The 25,886-nt window shown below is 50.3% G+C and carries 24 protein-coding genes; 19 read left to right on the top strand and 5 right to left on the bottom strand.

Annotation, left to right across the window (positions count from 1 at the left end):
- Window positions 1-18: 18 nt before the first annotated feature.
- Window positions 19-1,227, bottom strand: coding sequence for an endonuclease/exonuclease/phosphatase family protein (locus TW77_RS08510; protein ID WP_052713110.1), 1,209 nt, complete (start codon window positions 1,225-1,227; stop codon window positions 19-21).
- A 175-nt stretch (window positions 1,228-1,402) separates the two neighbouring features.
- A complete protein-coding gene (locus TW77_RS08505) occupies window positions 1,403-2,242 on the bottom strand; it encodes an alpha/beta fold hydrolase (RefSeq protein ID WP_046004525.1) in 840 nt (279 codons plus the stop codon).
- A 161-nt stretch (window positions 2,243-2,403) separates the two neighbouring features.
- Here TW77_RS08505 and TW77_RS08500 point away from each other — a divergent pair, with 161 nt between their 5' ends.
- From TW77_RS08500 to TW77_RS08480, 6 genes are all read left to right on the top strand, one after another.
- Window positions 2,404-3,762 (top strand): DASH family cryptochrome, encoded by a 1,359-nt coding sequence (locus tag TW77_RS08500; RefSeq protein WP_046004524.1) that lies wholly within the window; start codon window positions 2,404-2,406, stop codon window positions 3,760-3,762.
- On the top strand, window positions 3,759-5,210 hold the full coding sequence (locus TW77_RS08495; protein ID WP_046004523.1) for a cryptochrome/deoxyribodipyrimidine photo-lyase family protein: 1,452 nt from the start codon (window positions 3,759-3,761) through the stop codon (window positions 5,208-5,210). Before TW77_RS08500 ends, TW77_RS08495 begins: the two co-directional genes overlap by 4 nt.
- A gap of 15 nt (window positions 5,211-5,225) precedes the next feature.
- Window positions 5,226-5,378: a DUF2256 domain-containing protein gene (locus TW77_RS24755; RefSeq protein WP_082078882.1), complete on the top strand. Its 153-nt coding sequence runs from the start codon at window positions 5,226-5,228 to the stop codon at window positions 5,376-5,378.
- Complete coding sequence (locus tag TW77_RS08490) at window positions 5,371-6,933, top strand: cryptochrome/photolyase family protein (RefSeq protein WP_046004522.1); 1,563 nt, start codon at window positions 5,371-5,373, stop codon at window positions 6,931-6,933. The genes TW77_RS24755 and TW77_RS08490 overlap by 8 nt, the downstream gene beginning before the upstream one ends.
- A gap of 63 nt (window positions 6,934-6,996) precedes the next feature.
- Window positions 6,997-7,647 (top strand): flavin reductase family protein, encoded by a 651-nt coding sequence (locus tag TW77_RS08485; protein WP_046004521.1) that lies wholly within the window; start codon window positions 6,997-6,999, stop codon window positions 7,645-7,647.
- A 29-nt stretch (window positions 7,648-7,676) separates the two neighbouring features.
- Window positions 7,677-8,045: a hypothetical protein gene (locus TW77_RS08480; RefSeq protein WP_046004520.1), complete on the top strand. Its 369-nt coding sequence runs from the start codon at window positions 7,677-7,679 to the stop codon at window positions 8,043-8,045.
- 16 nt (window positions 8,046-8,061) lie between these two features.
- On the opposite strand, the gene TW77_RS08475 is transcribed toward TW77_RS08480, so the two are convergent.
- The 3 genes from TW77_RS08475 to TW77_RS08465 form a co-directional block, all read right to left on the bottom strand.
- Window positions 8,062-8,415: a DUF6768 family protein gene (locus TW77_RS08475; protein WP_046004519.1), complete on the bottom strand. Its 354-nt coding sequence runs from the start codon at window positions 8,413-8,415 to the stop codon at window positions 8,062-8,064.
- The gene (locus TW77_RS08470; protein WP_046004518.1) at window positions 8,412-8,930 is read right to left on the bottom strand and encodes an RNA polymerase sigma factor; all 519 of its coding nucleotides are present in this window, start codon (window positions 8,928-8,930) and stop codon (window positions 8,412-8,414) included. The genes TW77_RS08475 and TW77_RS08470 overlap by 4 nt, the downstream gene beginning before the upstream one ends.
- Before the next feature lie 63 nt (window positions 8,931-8,993).
- Window positions 8,994-9,887, bottom strand: coding sequence for a LysR family transcriptional regulator (locus TW77_RS08465; protein ID WP_046004517.1), 894 nt, complete (start codon window positions 9,885-9,887; stop codon window positions 8,994-8,996).
- A 98-nt stretch (window positions 9,888-9,985) separates the two neighbouring features.
- Here TW77_RS08465 and TW77_RS08460 point away from each other — a divergent pair, with 98 nt between their 5' ends.
- The 13 genes from TW77_RS08460 to TW77_RS25120 all read left to right on the top strand — a co-directional run bounded on the left by TW77_RS08460 (window position 9,986) and on the right by TW77_RS25120 (window position 25,780).
- Window positions 9,986-10,972, top strand: coding sequence for a zinc-dependent alcohol dehydrogenase family protein (locus tag TW77_RS08460; protein WP_046004516.1), 987 nt, complete (start codon window positions 9,986-9,988; stop codon window positions 10,970-10,972).
- Between the two features lie 158 nt (window positions 10,973-11,130).
- On the top strand, window positions 11,131-11,505 hold the full coding sequence (locus TW77_RS08455; RefSeq protein ID WP_052713109.1) for a hypothetical protein: 375 nt from the start codon (window positions 11,131-11,133) through the stop codon (window positions 11,503-11,505).
- Between the two features lie 258 nt (window positions 11,506-11,763).
- Window positions 11,764-13,101: an N-succinylarginine dihydrolase gene (gene astB / locus TW77_RS08450; protein ID WP_046004515.1), complete on the top strand. Its 1,338-nt coding sequence runs from the start codon at window positions 11,764-11,766 to the stop codon at window positions 13,099-13,101.
- A gap of 112 nt (window positions 13,102-13,213) precedes the next feature.
- The gene (locus TW77_RS08445; RefSeq protein ID WP_046004514.1) at window positions 13,214-13,651 is read left to right on the top strand and encodes a GNAT family N-acetyltransferase; all 438 of its coding nucleotides are present in this window, start codon (window positions 13,214-13,216) and stop codon (window positions 13,649-13,651) included.
- A 166-nt stretch (window positions 13,652-13,817) separates the two neighbouring features.
- Window positions 13,818-14,705: an ABC transporter six-transmembrane domain-containing protein gene (locus TW77_RS08440; protein WP_205623851.1), complete on the top strand. Its 888-nt coding sequence runs from the start codon at window positions 13,818-13,820 to the stop codon at window positions 14,703-14,705.
- Window positions 14,695-15,834 carry an efflux RND transporter periplasmic adaptor subunit gene (locus TW77_RS08435; protein WP_046004513.1) on the top strand — a complete coding sequence of 380 codons (1,140 nt, stop codon included), beginning with the start codon at window positions 14,695-14,697 and terminating at the stop codon, window positions 15,832-15,834. Before TW77_RS08440 ends, TW77_RS08435 begins: the two co-directional genes overlap by 11 nt.
- Entirely contained in the window at window positions 15,831-18,923 is a 3,093-nt protein-coding gene (locus TW77_RS08430) for an efflux RND transporter permease subunit (RefSeq protein ID WP_046004512.1), read from the top strand. Before TW77_RS08435 ends, TW77_RS08430 begins: the two co-directional genes overlap by 4 nt.
- A 54-nt stretch (window positions 18,924-18,977) precedes the next feature.
- Window positions 18,978-19,877 carry a helix-turn-helix transcriptional regulator gene (locus TW77_RS08425; RefSeq protein WP_046004511.1) on the top strand — a complete coding sequence of 300 codons (900 nt, stop codon included), beginning with the start codon at window positions 18,978-18,980 and terminating at the stop codon, window positions 19,875-19,877.
- 20 nt (window positions 19,878-19,897) lie between these two features.
- Window positions 19,898-20,224: a gamma-glutamylcyclotransferase family protein gene (locus tag TW77_RS08420; RefSeq protein ID WP_046004510.1), complete on the top strand. Its 327-nt coding sequence runs from the start codon at window positions 19,898-19,900 to the stop codon at window positions 20,222-20,224.
- A 150-nt stretch (window positions 20,225-20,374) separates the two neighbouring features.
- Window positions 20,375-22,120 carry a PAS domain S-box protein gene (locus TW77_RS08415; protein ID WP_046004509.1) on the top strand — a complete coding sequence of 582 codons (1,746 nt, stop codon included), beginning with the start codon at window positions 20,375-20,377 and terminating at the stop codon, window positions 22,118-22,120.
- Window positions 22,121-22,423: 303 nt separating this feature from the next.
- Entirely contained in the window at window positions 22,424-23,044 is a 621-nt protein-coding gene (locus TW77_RS24195; RefSeq protein WP_162197951.1) for a substrate-binding periplasmic protein, read from the top strand.
- A 115-nt stretch (window positions 23,045-23,159) separates the two neighbouring features.
- On the top strand, window positions 23,160-25,187 hold the full coding sequence (locus TW77_RS08405) for an amidohydrolase family protein (protein ID WP_052713107.1): 2,028 nt from the start codon (window positions 23,160-23,162) through the stop codon (window positions 25,185-25,187).
- A gap of 425 nt (window positions 25,188-25,612) precedes the next feature.
- Window positions 25,613-25,780: a hypothetical protein gene (locus TW77_RS25120; RefSeq protein WP_156158627.1), complete on the top strand. Its 168-nt coding sequence runs from the start codon at window positions 25,613-25,615 to the stop codon at window positions 25,778-25,780.
- Window positions 25,781-25,886 lie beyond the last annotated feature (106 nt).

Raw genomic sequence — 25,886 nt, 5'->3', positions numbered from 1 at the left:
TGCCCTCAGCAGAGGGCGTTATTTGTCACATTCAAGTGCAGGCAATTTAATGTCCACCCATACCAGGCGGTGATCTGATGATGATGCTCTGTCTGCCACCAGCTCTGCGCCAGTCTCGTTGCTTGCAGGCCAGAACACGCCGCTGTCGGTAACGGCAAGGTCTGCAGAGGGCAGGACATAGTCTGCTCGCATACCCCAGTGTGCAGTGTGTGTAGCACCATGCTTGTTTTCGGGCTTATTCAGTAGTCCACCTTGCGACGTTGGTGCCGGGTAGTCATTGACACGGGGGTGTTTAAGTAGCTGGTCAATGGCGCCCGGATACGCATCACCATCAACCGAGCTGGCGTTCAGGTCGCCCAGGATGACAAATGACGCATCATTAAATCCCCCTGTTTGTCCTTTGTCGTCATATAGGTAGTCGTTACCCGTGGCGCTGATATAATCTTTCCATAACCTCAGCTCATCATGATTACGCTTGCCGTTTCTGTCTTCCGGACCGTCAAACACTGGTGGTGTCGGATGGCTGGCCAGCACATTGATTTGCTTGTTACAGATCTGAACCGGGATGTCCCAATGGGATTTTGACGACAAGCGCATGGCGGATACCTCTTGTGCAGAATACCAGCTGCTGCCATCTGGCTGGGTCGGCATTAGGTTGCCAGGCATGTCTTTCCATAAAAAGTGCTGAAATGTTCTTACCTGCCCCTGTTTGATAGGGTATCTGGACAACAAGACCATGCCATACTGACCCGGATACTTGCCAAACCCATAATGCGTCAGACGAGTATTATCGCCGGAAAAAGGGGTTTCTACACCGGTATTAACCGGTGCCAGATACATATAAGGATACTCTATGGGGTCAAAGCCATTTTGAGACACTTCAAGGTAGTCTCGCTTGAACAGGTTAATGCCTTGCTCCGGGTCTTCTATATAATCAAACTCGTTCAGCAGGATAATATCCGGGCGGGTGCGTTGAATGATCTGGGCAATATTGTTGATCTGGCTGAACTCTGCGCTTTGCAGGGCAAAGGTTAATGCATTACCCGATTGGGCAGTATGCTTAGCCATATCATAGTTGGTGGCTTCCATACTGACATTAAACGTGGCCACTCTCAGAGTATGATGACTTGTTGGTTGTGAGTCTGAGGACACTTTGGTTGACGTGCTCTGACAGCCAGAATTTAAAACGCCGGCGGCCAGTGCTAAAGGTAAGAAAATCGCTTTCATTGTTAGCCTGATACAAAGTAATACTCGCTTTACTATACCGTTTTTTTGCAGAAAAATGTGTTAACATTTCGTTGTGAGTTTGATTCTAAGTCTAGGTTAAATAAGGAGCTTGCCTGTGTATTTTGTAATTCGCTCAGGACACCCGGGGAGGGGCCTGAGCGGGTTGGCCTTACCCTCAGAGCTTGGCTTTATTCACCATGGCTTCTATGTGTTCAAGTGCAATCCAGGGATCTGTCTCATCAAACAGGTGAGAAGCGTATTTCATGGTAACCGCCTGCGTATTGTTGTTGAGCTTAGCCAGTTTCTTTTGTGAGTCGTTCCAGGTCTGTGTGTAGACATCAATATCAGCGTAACTCATTTTGGTTTGTCTGATGGTTACATGAGGGATGCCGCGCGATAATACGCTAACAGGCAGATCATCTTTAATTTTATAAAGCGCAGAATGGCTGGATGCCTCGGCAAAGTCCTCAAACGAGTTATGCTCACGCTCCCAGTTGATGATCATTTCCATCGTGCCCCAACCGGGTTTTGACATATTTGATTTCATGGCGTCGAACCAGGATTCATGGGCCGTGTCTATCAGCACCATCCCTTTCACTTTGTCAGGGTATTTGCTGGCGTAGGCACGGGCGACAAAACCGCCAAAAGAATGCGGCACCAGCACCAGAGACTCGACTTTCAGGTGCTCAATCAGGCCGGCAAGTTCATCGCGCAGCTCAACCATGGTTCTGACTTTGGGGTTCTCATACTGGCTTTTGCCATAACCGGCGCGGTCGTAAAAGCACAACCGGTAACCTTCAGGGTTGGCATTGTGCAAGGTATTTTTATAGGTGGTATGGGCATCAAGCCCCATACCTGCAACCAGCAGCGCCGTTACTTTACCTTCTCCCTCACAGGCATAGGCCAGCTTCTTTCCCCCGATTTCAGTATATTGGTAATTATGAGCATCCTGCGATTGGCCTGCCTGGCCTGCAAATGCGGTGCCCAGCAGCACGACAGTGGCGAGTTTATTCATAGTGCAAGTTCCTGTTGTTGATTGTTTATTATTTGATTCACCACAGCTAGCTTAGCGCGGTTGTTATTGAACTTTCAATAAAAACTGAAACTTAATCGCTGAACTTTTTCTTTTTCTGGTTCGTAAAAGGTCGCATATATCCGAATCCAACAGGGCTGCGTGTGAAAAAAACACTCTACTGGTTTACTCAAGATCTCAGGCTGGATGACAATCTGGCACTGGATTTTGCCGCTCACAACAGTGATGCGCTGACGTTTGTGTATGTGATAAACCCAAAGTATCGCACTCAGACCAACCATCACTGTAAATTACTTGGCGACAGACAGGCGGCATTCATTGCGGATTCACTGATGACGCTGGACAGCCAACTCACAGCCTGTGGCCACAAACTGTTGGTACTGGAGGGGGAGCCCAATCACCTGTTGCCGGAATTAGTTGCGAAGTATCAGATAAATCAAGTGATCTGTGCCGAACCCGTCGGATTTTATGAACGAGCGATATTGCAGCAGACGCGTCGGGCACTGGGCGCAGTTCCTGTGCATAGCTTTTGGCAGCATACCTTATTCGACCAGGCACAAATTCAGACACTCAACAGTGATTTAGGCAGCTTTACTCAGTTCCGTAAGCGCGTTGAAAAGGCACCTTTGTCGGTGGTCACTGCGTGCCGTTTTGATTCAAACAAAATGCCGGCTCCATTAGGCATCGACAGTAGCGCTGGCGTAGCGCTTGAGCAGTGGCAAGCACAACTCCAGTCAAATTTGTCAGAAACCCGCGTACCGCTGGACTTTCCAGCCGGTGAAGAAGCCGCTCAGGCCCATCTTAAGGACTATTTTGAGAGTGGCGTGGCACGCAGATATAAAGAGACCCGCAATGAACTGGATGGCTGGCTGAATTCAACCAAAATGAGTCCTTATCTGGCGCTGGGTAATTTGTCACCCCGCCAGATTTGGTGGGCGACAGACACCTTTGAGCGCCAAGTAGAGGCCAATGAGTCGACCTACTGGATCAAGTTTGAGCTGCTGTGGCGTGAATATTTTCAGTGGCTGAGTCTCAAGCTTGGTGCAAAGCTCTATCGTTTTCAGGGGCTGGCTCAGTCGAAACCTTTAACCACCTTTATGCCCGAGCGCTTTGTGCGCTGGTGCGAGGGCAACACGCCCGCATCTTTGGTTAACGCACTGATGAACCAGCTCAACGAAACCGGCTACATGTCAAACCGCGGCCGCCAGATTGTCGCCAGTTATTTTGTTCACGAACTGGGGCTGGACTGGCGCTATGGCGCAGCTTATTTCCAGCAACAACTGCTTGATTTTGACGTCGCCTCAAACTGGGGTAACTGGCAGTATATCGCCGGTGTAGGCGTTGATCCCCGCGGTGGTCGTCACTTTAATATTGAAAAACAGGCACAGTTGTACGACCCACAAGGCGTATTCGTGGCTAAGTGGCGGGGTAAACAGGGCATAACCACTGTGGATAGTGTGGATGCAGCTGACTGGCCGATGCCTGCTGAGGCTGATGTATGAGTGTCGCGCTGGTCTGGCTTAAGCGCGATTTAAGGTTGTCTGATCACGAGCCTTTGTGTCGGGCAGTGGCCAGTGGTCACCCCGTGTTATTGTTATACTGCTTTGAGCCTATGCTGCTGGAAGACCCGCATTATTCGCCGCGTCACTGGCAGTTTGTTTTACAGTCGCTGCAGGACATTCAGGCACGCGTGCCACACGCGGCATTGTGGGTGTGTGAGCAAAGTGCACTGCAAACCCTGCAGCAGATCCATGCTGATCACCAGATTGCCGGGCTTTATTCTCATCAGGAAATTGGCCTGGCGAATACATTTGAGCGGGATAAGGCCGTTGCTGCCTGGTGCCGCGAAGAGGGGATCGACTGGCTGGAGTCGCGCAGCGGTGCGGTCCAGCGTGGCTTAAGACAAAGGCAAAGCTGGGATAAACAATGGCAAAAAACCATGCGCTCAATCTGCGCGACGCCAGATCTGTCGCAGGTGAACTGGTTCACAACAGGTAAGTCCATTGGTCAGCTTCATGATATTCAGCAACGCTTTAGTGCACCGCCGGGGAATTATCAGCCGGGCGGAGAGTCGCAGGCGCAGCGGGTACTGGACGAGTTTTATCAGGGGCGGGGCAAAGGGTATTCGTATAGTCTTTCAAGTCCACTGCTCAGTCAGCAGGCCTGCTCGCGTATGTCTGCCTATCTGGCGTGGGGCAACATCAGTTTGCGTCAGGTGTACCAGAGTGTGCTGGCCCACTGGCAAATGGTTGGCTGGCGCCGCACTCTGGTGGCCTTTTCTTCCCGGCTGCACTGGCATTGTCACTTTATCCAGAAGTTTGAAAGTGAATGCGAGATGCAGTTCAGACACATTAACCGTGGCTATGAGCAGCTGCCGCGCTGCACCGGCGAAGAGGCGCAGCGCAGGTTGCACGCCTGGGAAACGGGTAACACCGGGATCCCCATTGTAGATGCCTGCATGAAGTGTCTGATTGAAACTGGTTATATTAACTTTCGTATGCGCGCCATGCTGGTGAGCTTTTTATGCCACCACCTTGAGCTTGACTGGCGCGCCGGGGTTGCGCACCTGGCTCGTCTGTTTCTGGATTTCGAGCCTGGCATTCATTACAGCCAGTTTCAAATGCAAGCAGGCGTGACGGGCATTAACACCATTCGTATTTATAATCCTGTTAAGCAGGGGGAAGAAAAAGACCCCGATGGCGAATTTGTGAAAACCTGGCTGCCTGCGCTCAGAGATATTCCTCCGCCGCTGGTCCATCAGCCCTGGGCACTTTCGCCAATGGAGCAGCTGATGTACGGCATTGAACTAGGCAAAGACTACCCCGAGCCGATTGTTGATTTAAAGCTAAGCTATAAAGCAGCCCAGGAATTGCTGTGGCAGTGGCGCAAGAAACCTCAGGTAAAAAAAGAGGCGCAGCGGATCTTAAAACGGCACGTACGGCCAAGTTAAAAGCTGGATGAGAGAATGAAAAAATCACAGTTACCGCAAAAAACCTGTCCAGTCTGCCTGCGTCCCTTTTCCTGGCGCAAGAAATGGCAACGGGACTGGCCCAATGTTAAGTATTGCTCCAAACGCTGTGCAGGCAGCAAGTCAACGCAAAGAGAACCTCATGAGTAAGCAACTGAGATTAATCCTGGGCGATCAGCTTAATGCTGGTCACACCTGGTACAAAGAAAAATCCGACGATGTGCTGTATGTGGTGGCCGAGCTGCATCAGGAAGCCAGTTACACACGCCACCATGTTCAAAAGGTGTGTGCGTTTTTCGCTGCAATGCAAGCCTTTGCGCAGGCGCTTGAGTCGGCCGGGCACCGGGTACTTCACCTGACGCTGGATGATACTCAGGATTTTGCCTCTCTCCCTGAACTACTGACGCATCTGTTTAGCGAGCACAACATCAGTCATTTTGCCTATCAGCTCCCTGACGAATATAGGTTGCGCACGCAACTGGCACAGTTCTGTGAGTCGCTTTCAGTCACATCAAGTGTGTATGACACTGAGCATTTTTATCTCGCCGACGAACAGCTAAGTCGTTACTTCAAGCGCGACAAGCGTCATCGCCTGGAGCACTTTTATCGCAAAATGCGCAGCGAATTTAATGTGTTGATGGTTGATGGTGAACCGCAAGGGGGCCAGTGGAACTTCGACAGCGATAACCGCAACAAACTCAAAGCGGCGGATCTTGCCGATATCCCCGAGCCACTGGTGTTCGCTAACGATGTCACTGACATTTTAGCGCGACTGGAACGCCACCAGATCAAAACCATAGGTCAGGCAGATAAGCAGTTATTGTGGCCCGTTAATCGGGTTCAGGCAAAAGACTTGCTGACGTTTTTTTGCCAACATTGTTTGCCGTCTTTCGGTCGATTTCAGGATGCCATGACGGGCAAGCTAATAGAGCTGGGTGAAGACCGGGGCTGGAGCTTGTATCACTCCCGCCTGTCTTTTGCGATTAATGCCAAAATGCTCAGCCCAAAAATGGTGATCGATGCGGCCATTGCGGCCTTCGAGCAGTCTCAGGGGACCATCAGCCTGGCTCAAATCGAAGGCTTTGTCCGTCAGATCATTGGCTGGCGTGAGTTTGTGCGGGGGATTTATTGGGCCAATATGCCTCAGTATGCACAGCTCAATCATTTGCAGGCCAAGCGTGCTCTGCCATCCTGGTTCTGGAACGGTGAGACCAAAATGCGCTGTCTCAGTCATGCTATCACCCAATCGCTGACCTATGCCTATGCGCATCATATCCAGCGCCTGATGGTCACTGGCAACTTCTGTCTGGTGGCTGGCATTGCCCCGGATGAGGTGGATGACTGGTATCTGGGCATTTATATCGACGCCATCGAATGGGTTGAAATGCCAAACACCCGGGGCATGAGCCAGTTTGCCGATGGCGGTATTGTTGGCTCTAAAGCCTATGCGGCCAGTGGCAACTACATTAAAAAAATGAGCGACTATTGCGGCGATTGCGCCTACAAGGTGACAGAAACTGTCACTGACTCTGCCTGTCCGCTCAATGCCTTGTACTGGCACTTTATGCAGCAACACCATGCACAGTTTGCCAGTAACCCGCGCACCAAAATGGTATACAGCAACTGGCTGAAAAAGTCAGACGAAGACAAACAAGCCGTGCTCGAGCGCGCCAGGCAGGTGCTCGAGAATATTGAACAGCTATAACACTGACGTCCCAAAAGAGGACTCAGTGCAGTAAAAACAGTGATAAATGAGGAAGGTATACAGATGATCAAACAGCTCAACCGGGAAGACATAGCCAATATGCAGGAGCGAGAAAGGGCACGGCTGATCAACAGCTTGTCGGGGTTTAAAAGTGCTAACCTGGTGGGGACTCAAGATGCGCAGGGCAACCCAAATCTGGCGATTGTCAGCTCGGTATTTCATATCGGGGCCAACCCGCCGCTGATAGGCATGATCATTCGCCCCGATACGGTAACAAGAGATACTTTAAGTAATCTTAAAGCCACCGGTTTTTATACGCTGAATCATGTGAATGCGGATATCTGGCAACAAGCGCATCAGACTTCAGCGCGCTATGCGCCTGGCATCTCAGAATTTGCGCAAGTCGGGCTGGAGGTTCAGCATGAAGCGGGTATTGCGGCCCCTTATGTCGCGCAAAGCCAGCTTAAGTTTGCGCTGGCGTTGCGTGAAGTGCAAAAGCTGGAGATCAATGGCACTATTTTGGTGATTGGCGAAGTGATGGACATCCAGCTGCCGCAACAGAGCATCAAGGCCGATGGATATATTGACATTGAGTCTCTCAACACGGTCGCTATATCCGGGCTCGACAGTTATCATAAAACCCAAAGACTGGGCCGTTTGAGTTATGCAAAGCCTGAAAAGCCGCCCAGGGCGCTGAGTCTGGACGGCGAATAGGCACCACAAAAAGGAGCATTAAGCGCAAGGTGACAACCGTTTCACATAAGTTATGGCATGCATCCATTGCAGCAACGCTTTTATTAGCCTGTAGCACGGTTCTGGCAGCGCCAAAAATAGAGGTAACAGACTCACGGGTAAACGGAGTGTATTTGGTATCCGTGTCAGACCCCGATGAGCTGGCAACTGGGTTGCTGACATTGTGGCTGAGCACAGCAAACGAGTTGTGTGCAGGTGGTACTTATCGTGTAGAGCCAAAGGGTCATCCGGTGGTGCGGGAGAAACGTTGCAGCGACGCTGTGAAGTCAGTCCACAATGGCTTGCAATGCCTTGAGGTAGACGCCAGCGTGTTTGGAAAAGTGATCTGTGAACTAGCCCCGCCAGCTGCATCTCGCTAAAAGCGGGGCCCTGCGCTTATTTGCCCATTCGCATCGCCAGAGCATTGATCTCCCGAAGAACACTTTGGCGATTCATTTCCATAAAGATCCACAGTTTGGTGGCTATTTGCACCACTAATCCGGCGATAAACCACACCGCCCAGAAGACCTGATCCATCACCGATGTGGCAATATAGAAACGATAACCGCTGTACACAAAACCTAGAGTGATCAACAGGGCGCTGATAGACGCCAAAATCACCCAAAAGCGGGTATTGCCCTGATATACATTGCCCAGCATAGTAAACAGGCCTTTTTCCTCAGCGAGGATCGGGGCCATCTCTGCTTGCTCTTGTTGTAATGCTTTACTGATCTCTTTGTCTAAATTCATGATGCTTGCTCCTCGTTAACCATGGCACGCAATTGGGCTCGTGCGCGGTTTAATCTTGATTTAACGGTGCCCTGGGGGACATCCAGTATATTGGCGATGTCTCTGAGCGACATCTGCTCTAAATAAAATAAATACACGCAGTGGCGTTCGTCGTCTGCAAGCTGATTTATCAGTGCCAGAATGCTCAGCGAGGTATCCAGATCCGGTGTCTCGTAGGCTTGCTCCGGTTGGGTGTCTTCGAACCGACTTTCGCCTTGCTTTTGACTGATAAAGCGTCGATAGATGGCCCTGAACACCCAGGCGCGAAAAGCACTGGGCTCTTTCAGCTGCCCCAGCTTTTTTGCCACACTGGTCCAGACGTCCTGACAGATATCATCTGCACAGGCGCGCTGGCCACTGAGTTTCATTGCAAACCGCCAGCTTGGCTGATAAAACGCTTCGCATAAGGTTTCGAACGCACGCCGGTTACCCTGTTGGGCAGACAATACCAGTAGTGCGACCTTTGATGGTTCCATGCTATTCCTTGTGGCTTTTTCTACAAGACGGCGCAGCACATAAAAAGGTTCACGAACATCACATTATTTTTCCCAGTAAGGGATATCGCCGAAATAGCGGCTCAGGTAATCAATAAAAACCCGTACTTTAGGCGCGAGTAATCGGGAGCTGGGGTAAACCAGCCAGATGGCGGTATCAGACTTCAGAGGGTAGTCCGCCAGAACCTCAACTAACTCACCAGAGCGTAATGCCTGATACGCACTCCAGCGCGAATTAATGGTGATCCCAAGGCCAAGTTGACAGGCTTCTCTGATGGCGTCGCCATTGTCGGCGCGCAGCTGGCCCTGAACTTTAATGGTCTGCACGCCATCCGGGGTTTGAAAAGACCAGTGTTCCAGCCCAGAGAGCGTAATGCAGGCATGTTCCCGCAAATCCTCAGGACTTTGCGGGGCTCCTTTAAGGGCCAGATAGTCGGGAGCCGCAGTGAGCAGGCGAGTGTCTGTTGCTAACCGCTTGGCCACCAGAGTTGAGTCTTTCAGCGCACTATTTCGGATAGCCAGATCAAACCCGCCTTCAACCAAGTCCGCAATGGTGTCGGAGAGTTTCAGGTCGAGCTTAATGTCTGGATAGAGCGCAAAAAAGCCAGGCAAAGCCGGCAGAACGTGCATGCGGCCAAAGGAGGCGGGCATGGTCAGCCTCAGTGTGCCACTGGGTTTGGTGGTGCCTGCGCCAATAGCAGCACGGGCGGCTTCAACGCCATTTAAGACATCCTCGGCATGAGGCAAAAACGCCTGTCCCTCTTCGGTCAAAGCGACCTTGCGGGTGGTACGGTGCAACAATCTTACGCCCAAGTCGGTTTCAAGCTTATTAATATGACTGCTCGCGACAGCGGCTGACAGACCCAAATCCTGACCTGCCTGACTGATGTTGTGGGTGGAGGCAATGCGGATAAACAGCTTCAGATGTTCAATGTTCATTATCAACAAAATACATAAAGTAATTATAAAACCAAGTCTATTATCAAAATAGTGAAAGGCAAGTATAGTTTTCGTCATCAACACAGGAGAGCATAATTATGAAAGCAATGGTTTTGAATCAATATGGCGATGACGCTGAGTTTACTGTTACAGATGTGGCTAAACCCAGCGTGAGCGCCGGTCATGTGCTGGTGCAGGTTGCAGCCAGCAGTGTTAACACCGTGGATACTATGATCCGTACCCTGGGTGAGGCGCTGCCCTTGTCACCAGCATTGCCTGCCATTTTGGGGATGGACTTTGCCGGAACCGTGGTTGAGGTAGGCGAAGGCGTAACCGGCTTTGCACCAGGCGATGAAGTTTATGGCTGTGCCGGTGGGCTGGCCGACTTACAAGGTGCGCTGGCGGAATATATGCTCGCCGATGCACGACTGATTGCACGTAAACCGCGTAATCTGAGTATGCGAGAAGCAGCGGCGTTACCCCTGGTTGGGATCACCGCCTATGAAGGGTTACAGCGTGGTGGTATTACAGCCGGTCAACAGGTGCTAGTACATGGCGGCTCAGGTGGGGTCGGTCATGTGGCATTGCAGTTAGCTAAGCATTTTGGTGCCCGTGTTTATTCTACCGGCGGCGGTGAAGCCCAGCTGGACTTAATTCAGCGTCTGGGCGCCGAACCAATCAACTATAAAACCGAGCAGGTTGCTGACTATGTTGCTAAGCACACCGATGGCAAAGGGTTTGATCTGATCTTTGACTCGGTCGGGGGAGCTAATATGGCCAACTCGTTTGAAGCGGCTGCACTCAATGGTCATGTTGCCTCAACGGTGGCCATGGTGGACCTGGATCTGTCGCAGGCGCACTTTAAAGGGTTGTCGTTGCATGTGGTCTTCATGCTGATCCCCATGTTGCATAACCACAAACGTGAAGCACATCATCACATTCTGAACGAGTTAACAAACATAGTCGAAGCCGGTGAGCTAAAGCCGCTTCTGGATGAACAGCGATTTGAGTTGGCCCAGGCAGGGCAAGCACATGCACGTCTGCAAAGTGGTCAGGCGATGGGCAAAGTCGTGATTGATGTTTAGCGTGATTTGTTAGTATCTTTTGTAAAAGAAAGGAAACAGCGTCTAAAGTATAAGTGCTTAATTGACAAGGACTAACAACTTATGATGCTGGATTTGGGACTCATTTTAGCGGGTATTGCCATGCTGACACTGGGGGGGAGGCGCTGATCCGCGGTGCAGTGGCAGCGGCGCGGCGGTTGCGCGTTTCTCCTTTGCTCAGTGGCCTGGTGATTGTCGGGTTTGGCACTTCAGCGCCGGAATTGGTGGTCTCTGTGGATGCTGCCGTTCAGGCTCAGCCCGATATAGCCATGGGAAATGTAGTTGGCAGTAATATTTTTAATATCCTTGGGATCCTCGGTGTTTCTGCTTTATTACAACCACTACCAGCTCACCCTCGCGTGTTGCAGTTTGATTTGTGGGTGCTACTTGCCGGTGCGTTTATTTTGTTGTTTTTTCTGTTCAGCGGGCGTCGCCTAAGTCGACTGGAAGGCGGCACCTTGCTCAGCGGCTACATCGCTTATCTTATCCTCAGTTTTAAAGTCTTTGGCAGCTAGTCAATACAAAACCCATTTAAGGGAGCCTGCTGCTATCTAACTATGGATACGCCATTAGGCAGGCTGACATGGCATAGCTTTTGATTCTGTAACTGAGAAATAATTACTGTCTTGCGAGCATTAAAAGCCTAACATTTTGAAATATATAAATTTATAGGGGTATAGAAAAAATGCAAGGCGGATCATCTACAAAAACAATAACCAATCTGGTGCAATGCATGAGTCTGAAACAGGCTGCTTGCACCAAAAGGGGGCAATATGAACTACTACGAAGTAAATTTTGATGGCCTGGTTGGCCCAACACATAATTACGCCGGGCTGTCGTATGGTAATGTGGCGTCCAAGTCAAATGCCAATAAAACCTCGAACCCAAAACAGGCGGCACTTCAGGGGCTTGAGAAAATGTGGCACCTGGTTCAGCTGGGTCTGCATCAGGGCGTGGTTGCACCGAATGCCCGGCCGGACCTGATCACGCTCAGGGCTTGCGGCTTCGCGGGCTCAGACAGTGCGGTGATAAGCAAAGCGGCAAAAGCTCAGCCTCAGCTGCTGAAGGCATGCTACTCCGCTTCATCAATGTGGACAGCAAACGCGGCGACTGTATCACCGAGCTGTGATTCGGCCGACGGGAAACTACATATCACACCAGCCAACCTGAATAACAAACTGCACCGGGCCATTGAAGCGCCGCAGACCAGCCAGATCCTCAAGGCCATGTTCAGTGATCCTGACTTTTTTAGTCATCATGAGGCACTGCCACAGCACCCATTGTATGGCGACGAGGGCGCGGCAAACTACACGCGTCTGGCAGACAGCTACGGCCATCAGGGTCTGGCACTATTCGTTTATGGCGAAGACGCCCATACTCAGGTAAAACCGCAATTATTCCCTGCTCGCCAAACGCGCCAGGCATCCGAGGCGGTTGCGCGTAGCCACCAGTTGGACCCGCAGAACACTTTATTTATTCAGCAAAACCCTGAGGTGATTGATCAGGGCGTGTTTCACAATGACGTGATTGCCATTGGCAATGAAAATGTCTTTTTATTCCATGAGCAGGCGTTTTATCAGCAGCAAGGCGTGATTGAGCAGATCAAAGCGGGCTATCAGGGCGACCGGCCGCTTCACCTGATTGAGGTAAAAAATGCCGATATCAGTGTTGAAGATGCGGTTAAGAGTTACGTGTTTAACAGCCAGCTGGTCAGCCTGCCTTCCGGTGGCATGGCCGTGATTGCGCCGGGCGAATGTCAGATGGTAGGCAAAGTGGAGCAGTATTTATCTGCGCTGTGTCAGGCCAGCAACCCGGTAAGTGAAGTGATCTATATGGATCTTAAACAAAGCATGCAAAATGGCGGCGGGCCGGCCTGCCTGCGTCTGCGAGTTACTTTGTCGCAGCAAGAGCTCAGTGCTGTGAACCCGGCATGTTTACTGGACGAGGGTTTGTATCACCGCCTGCGTGACTGGATAAACACGCACTATCGCGACAGGTTGAGCGAAGCCGATCTCGCAGACCCAAGTTTAATGACAGAGAGTCAGACGGCTCTGGATACGCTCACGACTATCCTGAATTTGGGGTCGGTTTACCCATTTCAGCAGGCATAGACAGCACAGTCCAGAACAAATTTCATTTGCGGGCTTGCCAGAGTTAAGGGTTAGCAGGTTTAATGGTCTTGATAATAACAAACAAGACCATGCACTACTTAAAAGGAATATTATGCCTGCTTATACCATCAGCAACGACCCGACACGGCTCAATTTTGACGTAATTTACAACTTTATCTCTGGCTCTTACTGGGCAAAAGGGATTCCCCGCGAGACTATGGCCAGGGCAATTGATAATTCACTGTGCTTTGGCGTGTACTGCGAGGCGACAGAGCTGGTGGGGTTCGCCCGGGTGATCACCGACAAAGCCACGTTCGCTTACCTTGCAGATGTGTTTATTCTTGAGCAGCACAGGGGCCAGGGCTTAAGTAAGCAGCTGGTGGACGCGGTGGTCAACCACCCTGAGTTACAAGGCCTGCGCCGAATAATGCTCGCAACCAAGGACGCGCACGGCTTATATGCCCAGTTTGGTTTTGCCGCTGTGGAAGACCCAAGTATCCTGATGCAAATTTGTCATCCGGACATCTATTTAAATCAGCAAAGCCGCTAATTATTGCAGTTCTAGGCTAAACCGCTCTAAAGAGAATTGGGGGTGAATGAATACAGGCCCCCCACGTAGTGAAACGTTAGAAAGTGTAAAGCGCAATCTGGGACACTTTTTTAGTGTCGCGCTCTGTCACACTGGCCGTAAGTTTGTAGTACTCGCGGAGCCGGTTGTGAACCTCCTTAATTCAATTTCTTTTGGTGCGATTATTCGCACCAGCCCAGTTAAAATTCTGCTCACCTGGACTATGGTGATCTTAGAAAATATCCTACTCATTTTATTACCTTTATTTATTGGTTATGCCATCGACGGCGTACTTGAACAGTCATTTAACCCGTTAGTCTGGTTCGCCTGCGTCTTGCTTGCCCTTGTTGTTGTTAGTGTGCTCAGGCGCTTTTATGATACTCGCGTATTTGGCGCCCTAAGGGTGAAACTGGCTGAAATGCTGGCCTTTAAACTGCGCGCCGCTCCTGTCTCGGTGAAAGATGCGCGCCTGACGATGTCACGGGAGCTGGTCGACTTTCTCGAAAATGATTTGCCGAGGGTGTTTACCGCCGTTATTCAGCTAATTGCCACGGTGGTGATCCTGGCTGCTTTTCATATCTATCTGGCGTTCAGTGTGGTCTTTGCCGCCGGTTTAATGTGTTTGATTTATGGCCTGTTTCACGATCGCTTCACCCACTTAAACAGCAAATTGAATGATCAACTGGAGCAGCAAGTGTGGGTGCTGAGCCATCGGCCACTGGTTGCAGTGAGTGCGCATTTTGAGCGCCTTAAGCGCTGTGAGATCCGCCTGTCAGATACCGAAGCCTGGGTGTATGGCCTGATCTTCTTGGTGCTGTTCATTGCGGTACTGAGCAATTTATGGATGGTCCAGCTGATCCCTGATATCAGCGTCGGTCAGGTGTTTTCCATCGTGACCTATTCACTGGAATTTGTCGACACTGCCATCATGTTGCCAATCACATTACAGACGCTGTCCCGCTTAAGCGAAATTAGTAAACGACTGAATCAGCCCGTTGATTCGGCGACGAACCAGGAGGTTATCCATGACGTTTAAATCCCGAAAACCGGCCGTCTTTGCCGCAACTAGCTTGCTGCTGGCGCTCGTGACCGTCGTATTAATGACGCCATCTGAGCCACAGATGCAGGGCGAGGAGGTACAACCTCCGGTTGTTTCGGTGCTAAAGGTGCAGCGCCGCGAGCTTAATCCAAAGTTAACAATACAGGCCAACACGCAGGCCCGCTGGCCGTTGCAACTCAAAGCAACCAGCAGTGCCAGGTTAGACTACTTAGGCGCGGATATGGAGCCGGGTAATCACATTAAAAAAGGTCAGGTGCTGGCGCGGCTTAACACCCGGTTACTTGAATCTCAGCTTGCCCAGGCCCAGAGCACATTGAAACAGGCCGAGCTTAACTTGCAACAGCAGTTACATGAGCAGCAAGTGGCCAAAACCATGCGCCCGGGTGCCAGTTCGGCCTTTGCCAGAATGGAGCCGCACGTGGCTGCTGCACGCTCTGAGCTGGCACGTGCGCAACAGAATGTAGAAAGTGCCCGTCAGCTACTGGACGATGCCATCATTGTCGCGCCCTATGACGCCGTTATCACGCAGCGGCTGATAAGCCCAGGTGAATGGCTGGAAGCGGGACAAACGCTGTTTGAGGTGGTGGCCAGTGACAGCATTGACGTGCATGTGCCCTTATCTCAGCGTGACTGGAACAAAGTTGGCGCGACACTGGGTGAACAACCAATCACGGTCGTTAGCCGCACAGGCGTAAAATGGCCCGCATTCGTTCGTTATTTGTCACCTCAGGTGAATGCAATGACCCGTCAGCGCACCCTGGTGCTGGCGGTATCTGAGCCTTACCAGCACTCAACCCGGTTGCTGCCAAATCAACAAGTAGCCGTACATTTTGAGCTAATTACACACAAAGGTCTCTATAAGCTGCCACTGAGTGCGGTCGACCCTGACCAGACAATCTGGATAGTAACCGAGGCGCAGCAATTGCGTCAGGTCCCGGTTCAGGTGATTGAAGTCAGAGGGGACAAAGTGCTCGTCTCCCTTGAAGGCGAGCAGCCTGACACTTTACAGCTGGTGCGCTATCCGCTGCGCTCCATGATGGCTGGTAAACGCGTCAGCGTTCAGTCTGATGCCGTGCAGGTCGCGGATAAACAGGAGGCGCTATGAGCTGGCTAAGCAAATGGTTTATTGATAACCCGGTGGCTGCGAACTTACTTATGGCGATGATTATTGCAGGTGGTTTACTGGCGTTTGGTCAGCTCAGGGTGGAGTCTTTTCCTCAGATAGCGCCATCCAGCCTTAGTATTCACGTAGCCTATCCGGGCGGTACAGCAAGGCAGATTGACGAAAGCATTACACAACGTGTTGAGGAGTCGGTCAGCTCGGTGGCGGGGATAAAACAAATTACCAGCCAGTCGCAGGCTGGATTGTCTACCGTAACCATTCGTAAAAAGCCCGATGCCGATCTTGGCAAGTTACTGGAGGAAGTTCGCAATCAGGTTAATGCTATCAGCCACTTTCCGGCGCAGGCCGAAAAGCCCATAGTCACGCGCGATGAATTTACTAATCTTGCAGCGTTTGTGATTGTCTCGGCGCCGCGCAGCGATGACGCATTGCAGCAGGTTGCCAGGCGTGTGGAGCTGGCCCTGAAAACACATCCGGATATCTCTAAAGTCAGCAACTGGGGCGCACGGGAGCCCAGACTATTTATCGAGCCCAAGCCTGAAGCCTTGCAGCGTTATGGTATGACGATAGAGCAACTGGCCAATATCATGACTCAAATGTCACTTGAAACCCGCAGCGGTCAGTTGCAACACGAGGGCGGGCGTATTACCTTGCGTGGAGACGGCTACCTGAACGCACTGGGTGAGTTGAATAGTCTGCCTGTGATAAACGGCCCGGCGGGAGAAGTGACTTTAGGCGAGGTTGCAACTGTGCGTCGAGGCTATGAGCAAAGTGACGCCATTGTGCGAAACAATGGCATGCCGGGCATTGCACTGATGGTCAGCACCAGTCAGAGCGACAATCTACTTGATGTTAGTGCGGCAATTCGTGACACCATTGCTGAGCTAAAACCTGTGTTGGCAGAAGATATTGAGCTGACGACCATGGCAGACATGGCGCCTTACATCGAAGAGCAGTTGCAAAGGCTGGGCAGCAGTGCCTGGCAGGGGTTGCTGATAGTGATTTTGTTATTAGGGGTGTTTTTAAATCTCAGGCTGGCATTTTGGGTGGCTGCCGGGATCCCGGTTGCCATTTGCGGCACTTTATATGGCATGCAGCTGCTGGATTACAGCCTCAACGACATCACTTTATTTGGGTTTATTCTGGTGTTGGGCATTTTGGTCGATGATGCTGTGGTGGTGGGTGAAGCCATCGATGAGCATCAAACCAGTAACGCAAACTATAAACAAGCGGCATACACTGGGGTAGAGTCTGTAACGGTTGCCACCGTATTTGGTGTATTGACTAGTATTGCGGCGTTTTCGCCCATGTTGTGGATCAATAACGACTTGGCCAAGTTGTTTGCGGGGTTTTCGGCGGTGGTAATTCTGGCACTGTGTTTCTCGCTGGTTGAAAGTAAATTTATTCTGCCATCCCACCTGGCCGCAATGGCAAAAAAAGGAGCGCGAAGCGGCATAATTGCAACAATCCAGAACAAAGCACGTTGGGCGTTAACTCAGTTTATTCAGCGTGTTTATAAACCTTTACTGCAATTGAGCCTGAATCACAAACGATCAACCCTGGTGATGTTTGTGTCGGCTTTTGTATTGGCATATGGATTGTGGCTTGGTGGCGCAATTCGCAGTACTTTGTTCCCGGAAATTCCGGGGCGCTATGTGACCGCTAAAGTGACGCTGGAAGAGGGCGCGCCATTAGGCTTGCAGGCGCGTGCATTAAGCCAGCTTGAGCTGAGTGCACAAAAGACCAACCAGGCCTTGCAAGCTGAGTATGGTCTGAGCACGGCGCCGATGAACAATGTTCTGGCCTGGTCTAACGGCTATGGCGACATTGAGGTGACTGCCGAGCTCACATCCGAGGCCTTAAATGCCTTACCGGCAAATACACTGAGTGATGCATGGCGTACGCAAACCGGCTTGATAGAAGGAAGCTATGCACAGCACTTCAGTGCCGCCGAGCCACCGGCGGGCGGGACATTTTTGGCGATTTCAGCCGCTGATGCGCAGCAGGCCAAGCAGGTGAGTGCCAGACTTAGCAGCAAGCTGGCAGGATTGCCTGGGGTTAAAGATGTGCGCGACGATCATCAGGCTGCACAGCGGCAAATTCGCGTCAGGCTGAATGCATTTGGTCGCCAGCTGGGACTGACTCAGGCACATCTGGCGCAGCTGGTTGCCAATGCTCTGGGTGAGCGCGAAGTACACCGATTGCTCTATCAGGCCCAGGAACTAAAAGTCGTGCTGCGGTTTGACCAGCGCGCCATTCGTACCGAACATGAATTGCTCGACATGCGGGTTATGCTCAATGACGGGCAGAGCGTGGCGCTTGGTGATGTGGCCGAGCTGAATGACGAATATGAACCTCAGACACTGCAACGGCGTGAGCGCGCGCGGGTGATCAACCTCTATTGGTCTCAGGATCGCACCGCAGGCTCGCCGGAGCAAACTCTGGCACTACTGGCAAGCGAGATTGAGCAATTAAATGCCCTGTATCCGGACGTCAGCATTAAGCCGGCCGGTGAGTATGAAGAAATCGAAGAGGTCAGCAAAGGCTTTAAAGGGGCGCTTATTCTGACCCTGATGCTGATATACGTGTTGCTGGCGATCCCGTTAAAGTCCTACTGGCAGCCGCTGATCATCATGGCCGTGATCCCATTTGGCTTTGCCGGTGCCATTTTTGGCCATGCCGTGATGGACTTACCGGTCAGTTTATTGTCGCTGTTTGGCATGATGGCCATGACGGGGATAGTGGTGAATGATGCGCTGGTGTTGATGACCCGGTTTAACAGTGAATACCGCAAAGGCACTGAGCCCGGACAAGCTTTAATAGTTGCAGGGACCGCCCGCTTCAGGGCGATTTTCCTGACCACAGTAACGACGGTGTGTGGTTTATTGCCGCTGTTATTCGGTACATCGGAGCAGGTCCAGTATCTCAAACCCGCGGCGGTCTCGCTGGTGTTTGGTGAGCTGTTTGCGACTCTGATCACCTTGTTTTTAATTCCTGTATTGCTGGGGGCTTTTTACCGCAAACCAAAACCCGTAACTGTGTCGCAGCAGGAGGCTGCTACGGCAGGTTGACTTGGGGCAGCGCCTGGGCGATATTTGTCGCCCAGGATTCAGCTGTGAGCCCCTATGTCTGAAAAACAAGAGCCCGCGTTTAATCTGGTGCCAGAGATTGCTTTACTGGCGCCGTTACCCGAGCACATGCGCAACCGCTTTGAGCAGGCGCTATTACTGATGCACGAGCAGCTTGAAGCAGGGTTAAGCTGGCAGCAGATAGCCAAAAAAAGTGCTATTTCCGCGTTTCATTTTCATCGTCAGTTTAGCAAGCTGTTCAATGAAACACCCGGGCGCTACCTGAGCCGCATACGACTGCAACATGCGGTGTATTATCTACTCTATCACGACCCTTTGTCTGTCACTGATATTGCGCAAATGTGTGGATTTGCCTCGTCACAAGCGCTAGGCAAGGCCCTTAAGCGTGAACTGGGGCTTACCGCTAAAGCGGTACGTTTGATGGGTCAACAGGCAACTCCGGCGCAAACCACAGTACTGCTCGACAAACTGGCACATCCAGGTAAAGCAGGTTCACTGGAGAAGCAACTGGCGGAAGCATTGCCGTGTACGCTTGAGAGACTAGATGCTCGCTACATTATGGGAGTAGCCAGTGCAACCACGGACTGGGATCAAATATTAGATCAATATGGTGAGCAGTCTGTGGGTTTGCTGGGCGTTACTCCTTGCAGCGAACTGGAGAAAAGTTGGTCTGCGATTAATACTCAGATAGCAAGAATGGTCAGTCAGTCTGAGCCCCATGATTTGGTCATTCCGGGCGGTGCGTATTTTTGTTGCCGCGCTTACTTGTTGTCGGACGTCGCCTACAGTCAGGTGCTCAGTACCCTGTTTGACAAAGCGCAAACCGCTGGGTACGAAATAGATCCGCACGGCTATTTTATTGAGCACATTGAAGAGGTGGATATGGCGCACTATGGGGGGATCACAATGCAATTTCAGATCCCCATACTTTGTTGATGGTTATCTCAGGAGGCACTATGGCGCATTTATTTGTCTATGGTACTTTGGCACCGGGCCGCGTGAATGCGCATATTCTGGCCGAACTCACCGGGAAATGGCAAAGCGCAACAGTAAAAGGCCAGCTACAAAATGAGGGGTGGGGCGCTAAGTTAGGCTATCCCGGTTTGATTTTGGATGAGCACCCAGGGGAGGTGACAGGTCTGGTATTTACTTCAGATGACTTGGATGCCCACTGGCAAAGGTTGGATGACTTTGAAGGTGCGCATTACACCAGGGTGCTAACGAATGCCCAGCTGGAGGGCGGCCAATTTATAGAGGTTTATGTATATACGCTTGCCCGCTAAAAATTGCATAATTCGGGTATGCCTAAAATTGACACTATTCCACAATTCGGTCTACGTTTAATTAACCGCAGTGTAATGCTGGTATGTTTATCTGCATAGCACATTAAACTTGTTAGCGGCGTGCTTTCACCTTTGCTCTGAGGTTAATTGATGATCCAGTCACTCTTTTTTAGTAAGTCGGACAATACTCGCGCGATCCTCGACCAGGCTATTGATGCCGTTATCAGTATCGATACGAACAATAACGTTACCTATATGAATGCGGCAGCAGAAAAACTGTTTGGTTATGGCAAAACAGAGGTGCTGGGGAAAAACGTCAAAATGCTGGTGCCACGCGAATTTGCGACCAATCACGACCAGTATGTGAATGCCAATCGCAATGGCGGGCCTGATAAAATCGTCGGTACGTCTCGCGATATCCAGATTGAAACCCGTAGCGGCGACAGGAAGTGGTGCAGCCTGTCATTGTCTAAGGTGCGCCAGTCCGATGGCATTCATTATACCGCATTTATCAAAGACATTACGGCGCAAAAAGAAGCTCAGGAGCGCATTGACCAAACGCTCGAGCAGTGCATTGATGCCGTTGTATCGATTGACCACAACAACATAGTGACGTTTTTTAATCCCGCGGCGGAGCGATTATGGGGCTATCAGCGGGAAGAAGTTATCGGCCACAACGTTAAAATGCTGGTGCCCAAAGTCATTCAGGGAAACCATGATGAAATGGTCAACCGCAATCGCAGGACCGGCGAAGACAAAATCGTAGGTACATCACGGGATGTGGAAATTGAACGCAGCGATGGTCAGGTGCTGTGGGCAAATTTGTCGTTATCCAAAGTTAATGTGGCTGGAAAAATCGCCTACACCGCGTTTGTTAAGGATATTACCGAAGAAAAAGCCCAGCGCGACCAGATTGCGCTGCTTTCTCTGGTGGCCAATGAAACCGATAACTCAGTGATTATTACAGACGCGAATGGGCTCATAGAATACGTAAACCCGGGTTTTACTAAGCTCTCTGGTTTTGAACAGCATGAGGTGCTGGGGAAAAAGCCCGGACATGTCTTACAGGGTAAACATACTTCGCCAGATACCAAAAAGCGTATCAAAAAAAACCTGGAGCAGCGCACGCCGTTTTATGAAGAGATCCTTAATTACACCAAAGAGGGAGAACCATACTGGATAAGTCTGGCCATTAACCCGGTTTTTGATGAGCAGGGCAACCTGGTGCGCTTTGTCTCTATTCAGGCGAATGTTGACAGCACCAAGCGTGTGGCGTTGGAAAACGATGTACGCCTAAAAGCCATAGGCGAAGCCAATATTGTGCTGGAATTTGCTCCCCATGGCGAGTTGACGCTCATTAATCCGATGGGCCTCAGTGCGTTGGGCGCGACCGACAAACGCGCAGTACAACAAATGCTTAATACCTTGTCGAGTTATCTCAGTGATGAGCAATGGCAATCTATACGCACCGGTCAGTTTGTTAAAACCCAGCTTACTTTGCCCACTGGCCTGAGTGAAGTGCAGATAGACGCCGCCATTTCGCCAGTATTAGATGAAGACGGCAAGCTGAATAAAATTCTGCTTTACGGTACGGATGTGTCTGAGCGTAACGCCGTACTCACTGAAACGCATCATGCCATGGAGCAGGTATTGTCGAAGATCAGCACGATTATCAATACTATTAACAGTATTTCAGATCAGACCAACCTGCTGGCGCTCAACGCGGCGATTGAGTCGGCCAGAGCGGGCGATGCGGGCAGAGGGTTTGCTGTGGTTGCGGATGAAGTCAGAAGCCTTGCGATGCGCACCACGGAGTCAGCAGGAGAAATCGGTGGGCTGATTGATGAAACACGTCACCATGTTGACCAGTTAAGTAGCTACATTCAGTCAAAGTAAAGTGCGCGCAGCGCTGCGCAGCCGCAAAGTAATCTTAATCAAATGGACTGTATGGAATAAATGTAAGCCCTTGTTGGGCTTGCAGCGATAGTTTGCGCTACATTGTATATTTTTTGAGGTGCAGAGCATCTGAAAAACAATCTCAGACGTATTAAAGAATACACGTTGTTATGGTTATTACACTCTATAAGTCGGTTATAAATGCGCTTTTCTAACCTATGTTTCTTTATTGTACTTTTGCTGTATTCAGTTAAAGTGGTAAGCCAAGACTCCGGGTTGGCTTATCCTGGACAAATCAAAATTGTGACGGAAAATTTGCCGCCCTATCAAATGCCAGGCCCGCAAGGTAAGGTTCAGGGTGTGGCTGCCGAGAAGGTCAATAAGTTACTGTCTGATTTGAACATTCAAGCCGATATTCAGGTTATGCCCTGGGCAAGGGCCTATAAAATAGCAGCTCATGAACCTGGTACCTTGATTTTTTCGATTGTCAGAACACCTGCCAGAGAGGACTTGTTTCACTGGCTGGGCGTATTAATGAGCACCAAAACCTACCTTATCTCATTGCGCAAAAGATCCGACATTAAAGTTGAGAGACTGTCAGATCTGCTTAACTACAGCGTCGGAGTAAAACGCGATGATGTAGTATTCCAGTACTTACAAAGCAAGGGGATGCTAGACACCATTGTGGTCTTGCCCGAGACATATGTCACAGTAAAAATGCTGCTAAAAGGTCGCGCTGATATCATAGCCGCCTCACCAATACACCTTGACTACATGTGTGAGAAAATTGGCTGTAAAAGCAGTGATTTTCGCTTTTTGTTCGAACTGGATGAACTTAGCAACGACTTTTATCTTGCTGCTAACAGGCAAACCTCAGCTGATATTATTTTACTGCTCCAGCAAAAACTCGCTGAGCAAAACTAAGTTATCACGTGTGACTTCCTTGCATAATTCAGCTGATTATTTCAGTGGTTCTAAGATTTCGCGGCTGAGTATGATATAAACGTCCTTGATTACAATAGTATTTAAGGAAAATAGAATGAAACAACACACCAGAAGGAGCTGTACAACACGGCATCTGTTAGCAGCAACCACCTTTTTATCTGTCATGTATCTACCCTCGTCACTGGCCGAAACCATAGTCAACAACATCTACTCAGAAAAGGGACTGGCAGGTACTATGAGTCAGACTCAGGTAGATAAAAACACCTATACGTCTGAGTCTCGATTTGGCTGGAACAACCGGCGAATTATATTGGATGAAACCCTTAAGCTTGATGATAAAGGCCGGGTAATTGCGTTTGAAACCGAGGGGCAGTCGGCTTTTGGTGCGAAGATCAGCGAGTCCTATACATGGGAAAATGGTCACGCAAAGTGGCACAATGAGGACGAGCAGGGCAGCACCAAAGCGACCCAACCTCAATTTTATGTGCCGAAAAATAGTACGTTGGCGATAGATAACGCCTTGATCCGTTATATGATCAAAAACGATCTGAAAAAGACTGACGTGTTGCCCTACGGAAAAGTGACTTTGACTAAACTGGACGAGGTACAGCTGGGTGACGAGCAAGTCCATTTGTATGCCAAGTCGGGGTTGAGTATGACCCCGGATTTTGCCTGGTATGACAAAACGGGTAACTACTTTGCGCAGAGCTGGGGTGGTATGTATGTGATCCGCGATGGTTTTAATAAAGCACAGTTTGAGCAGCTAAAAGCCCGTCAGCTTAAGGCCGAGCAGGCATACCTGGAAAATCTGGCGGAGCAACTTACCGAGTATCATCCTGCGTTATTACTGGATAAAGTGAACGTGTTTGATGTGAGCACAGGTAAGACGCTCAAAGCTCAGCAGGTGTTAATTGAGCAAGGCAAAATCGTTCAGGTTGCGCCGATGATTAAGCTCAACAAACGCGTGGCAACAGTAAATGGCGAGGGTAAAACCCTGATCCCGGGCCTGTGGGACATGCATGGCCATTTAAGTAAAGATACCGGGATCCTGAATATTGCGACTGGCGTAACCAGTGTAAGGGACATGGGGAATGAGCACCAAAACCTGATGGAGATCCAGTCTTTGTTTGATACGGGCAAAGTACTTGGCACACGCGTATATCGTGCCGGGTTTATGGATAAGCACAGTGAAAACTCGGCGGGTTTAAGTGTTAAGACTCTGGCAGAGGCACTCGATATGGTCGATTTCTTTGCCGATAATGGTTATGTCCAGATCAAACTCTATTCGTCGATTGACCCTAAGTGGGTAAAACCAATTGCCGAGCGGGCGCACAGTCGAGGCCTGCGCCTGAGTGGTCATATTCCGGCCTTTATGACGGCAGAGCAGGCGGTGCACGCTGGTTACAATGAGATCCAGCATATCAACATGTTGTTTTTGAACTTTTTGGCTGGTGAAGAAGTTGATACACGCACCAAGCAGCGTTTTTCCCTGATTGGTGAAAAAGCCTCGGATATGCCGATGACAGGCGAGCAAATGGATGCCTTTATCAAGCTGCTTGCTGATAAAAACATTGTCATAGACCCGACCGTGTCTACCTTCAGAAGTCTGTTAATGAGTCAAAATAAACAAATTGATCAGGAGTTTGCCGAAATCGCAGCCCATTTGCCGCCAAACTTTGTGCGCAATCTGAAAGGTGCGCAGATGCAGGTGGACGACGCGCACCTAAGTGCTTATCAGAATTCGGGCGACGCTATGCTGAAAATGGTCAAAATTCTATATGACGCCGGCGTACCTATGGTTGCAGGCACAGATAGCGTACCCGGGTTTACCTTATTGCGAGAGCTTGAGCTGTACACCTTGGCCGGGATCCCTGCGCCAGAGGTGCTGAAAATGGCCACCATCGACAGTGCCAGGTTGATGGGAGTCGCACACCAGACCGGTTCTGTGAGCGAAGGTAAAGTGGCTGATCTAATCCTGGTCGACGGCGATCCGAGTCAGGATATCAAAGCATTACGTAAGCTTTCGCTGGTGGTCAAAGGCACGCAAGTGTTTAAACCGGAGGCTGTCTTTGAGCAAATCGGGATCGCACCTTTCACTAAAGCAAGTCGCATTGTACTTTGATGTGTTAGTTTCAAGCTGGCACCTCGTCAGCTTGCGCTAAAAATCAATCATAAGGGCAGGAGGCTTAAACGACTGTGAAAAAACGTACGGCAGCAATGTCTGTAGACGACTTGGTGAAAGACTATCCGATTTTCGGTGCCGTTCCAGGCTGGCATTTCAGATGCCGGGGAGTGGGCCCAGGTCAATATCTTGCTGAGGGACGAGATCAATGTGGCCGAAGTGTTAGTGCACACGGTACAGATCATAATGCCGCGCTTGCTGACTGTACTCGGTTTGCACGTGAAATTCAGCACCGCGTCCGTTCTTGTTAATTATGGTATTTCCATTAAATATTTGTGTATCAGCCTTTTGTGATTGATTTTTGAGCAAAACACCAACACACTGTTTGTTACCAATATTGGTGCAATCATGTAAAGGTGAAAATAATGACATTAGTACTCAACAAGAAGAAGGTAAAAAACCTGTCTGAACAGACGGTCCTCAACGCTTATAAGACACGTCTGATTGGCGGAGCGATTTCTGCGATGGGATGCGGTCCAATTTCAGATCCAAACTATTCATGTCCTGTGTCTGTAAATGGATATCGCTGCTAAACTTAAGGGCTGACCGGGTTATTATGGTCGGCCCTTTGCTACTTAAGCGGTTTATAAAACAAAAGGGTCAGGAGACATCGTTAAGAAAAACCTTAAGGAGAAAGCA

It is taken from the genome of Pseudoalteromonas rubra, assembly GCF_000967655.1.
Classification (GTDB): Bacteria; Pseudomonadota; Gammaproteobacteria; order Enterobacterales; family Alteromonadaceae; genus Pseudoalteromonas; species Pseudoalteromonas rubra_A.
This window is presented reverse-complemented; position numbering and strand designations above follow the sequence as displayed.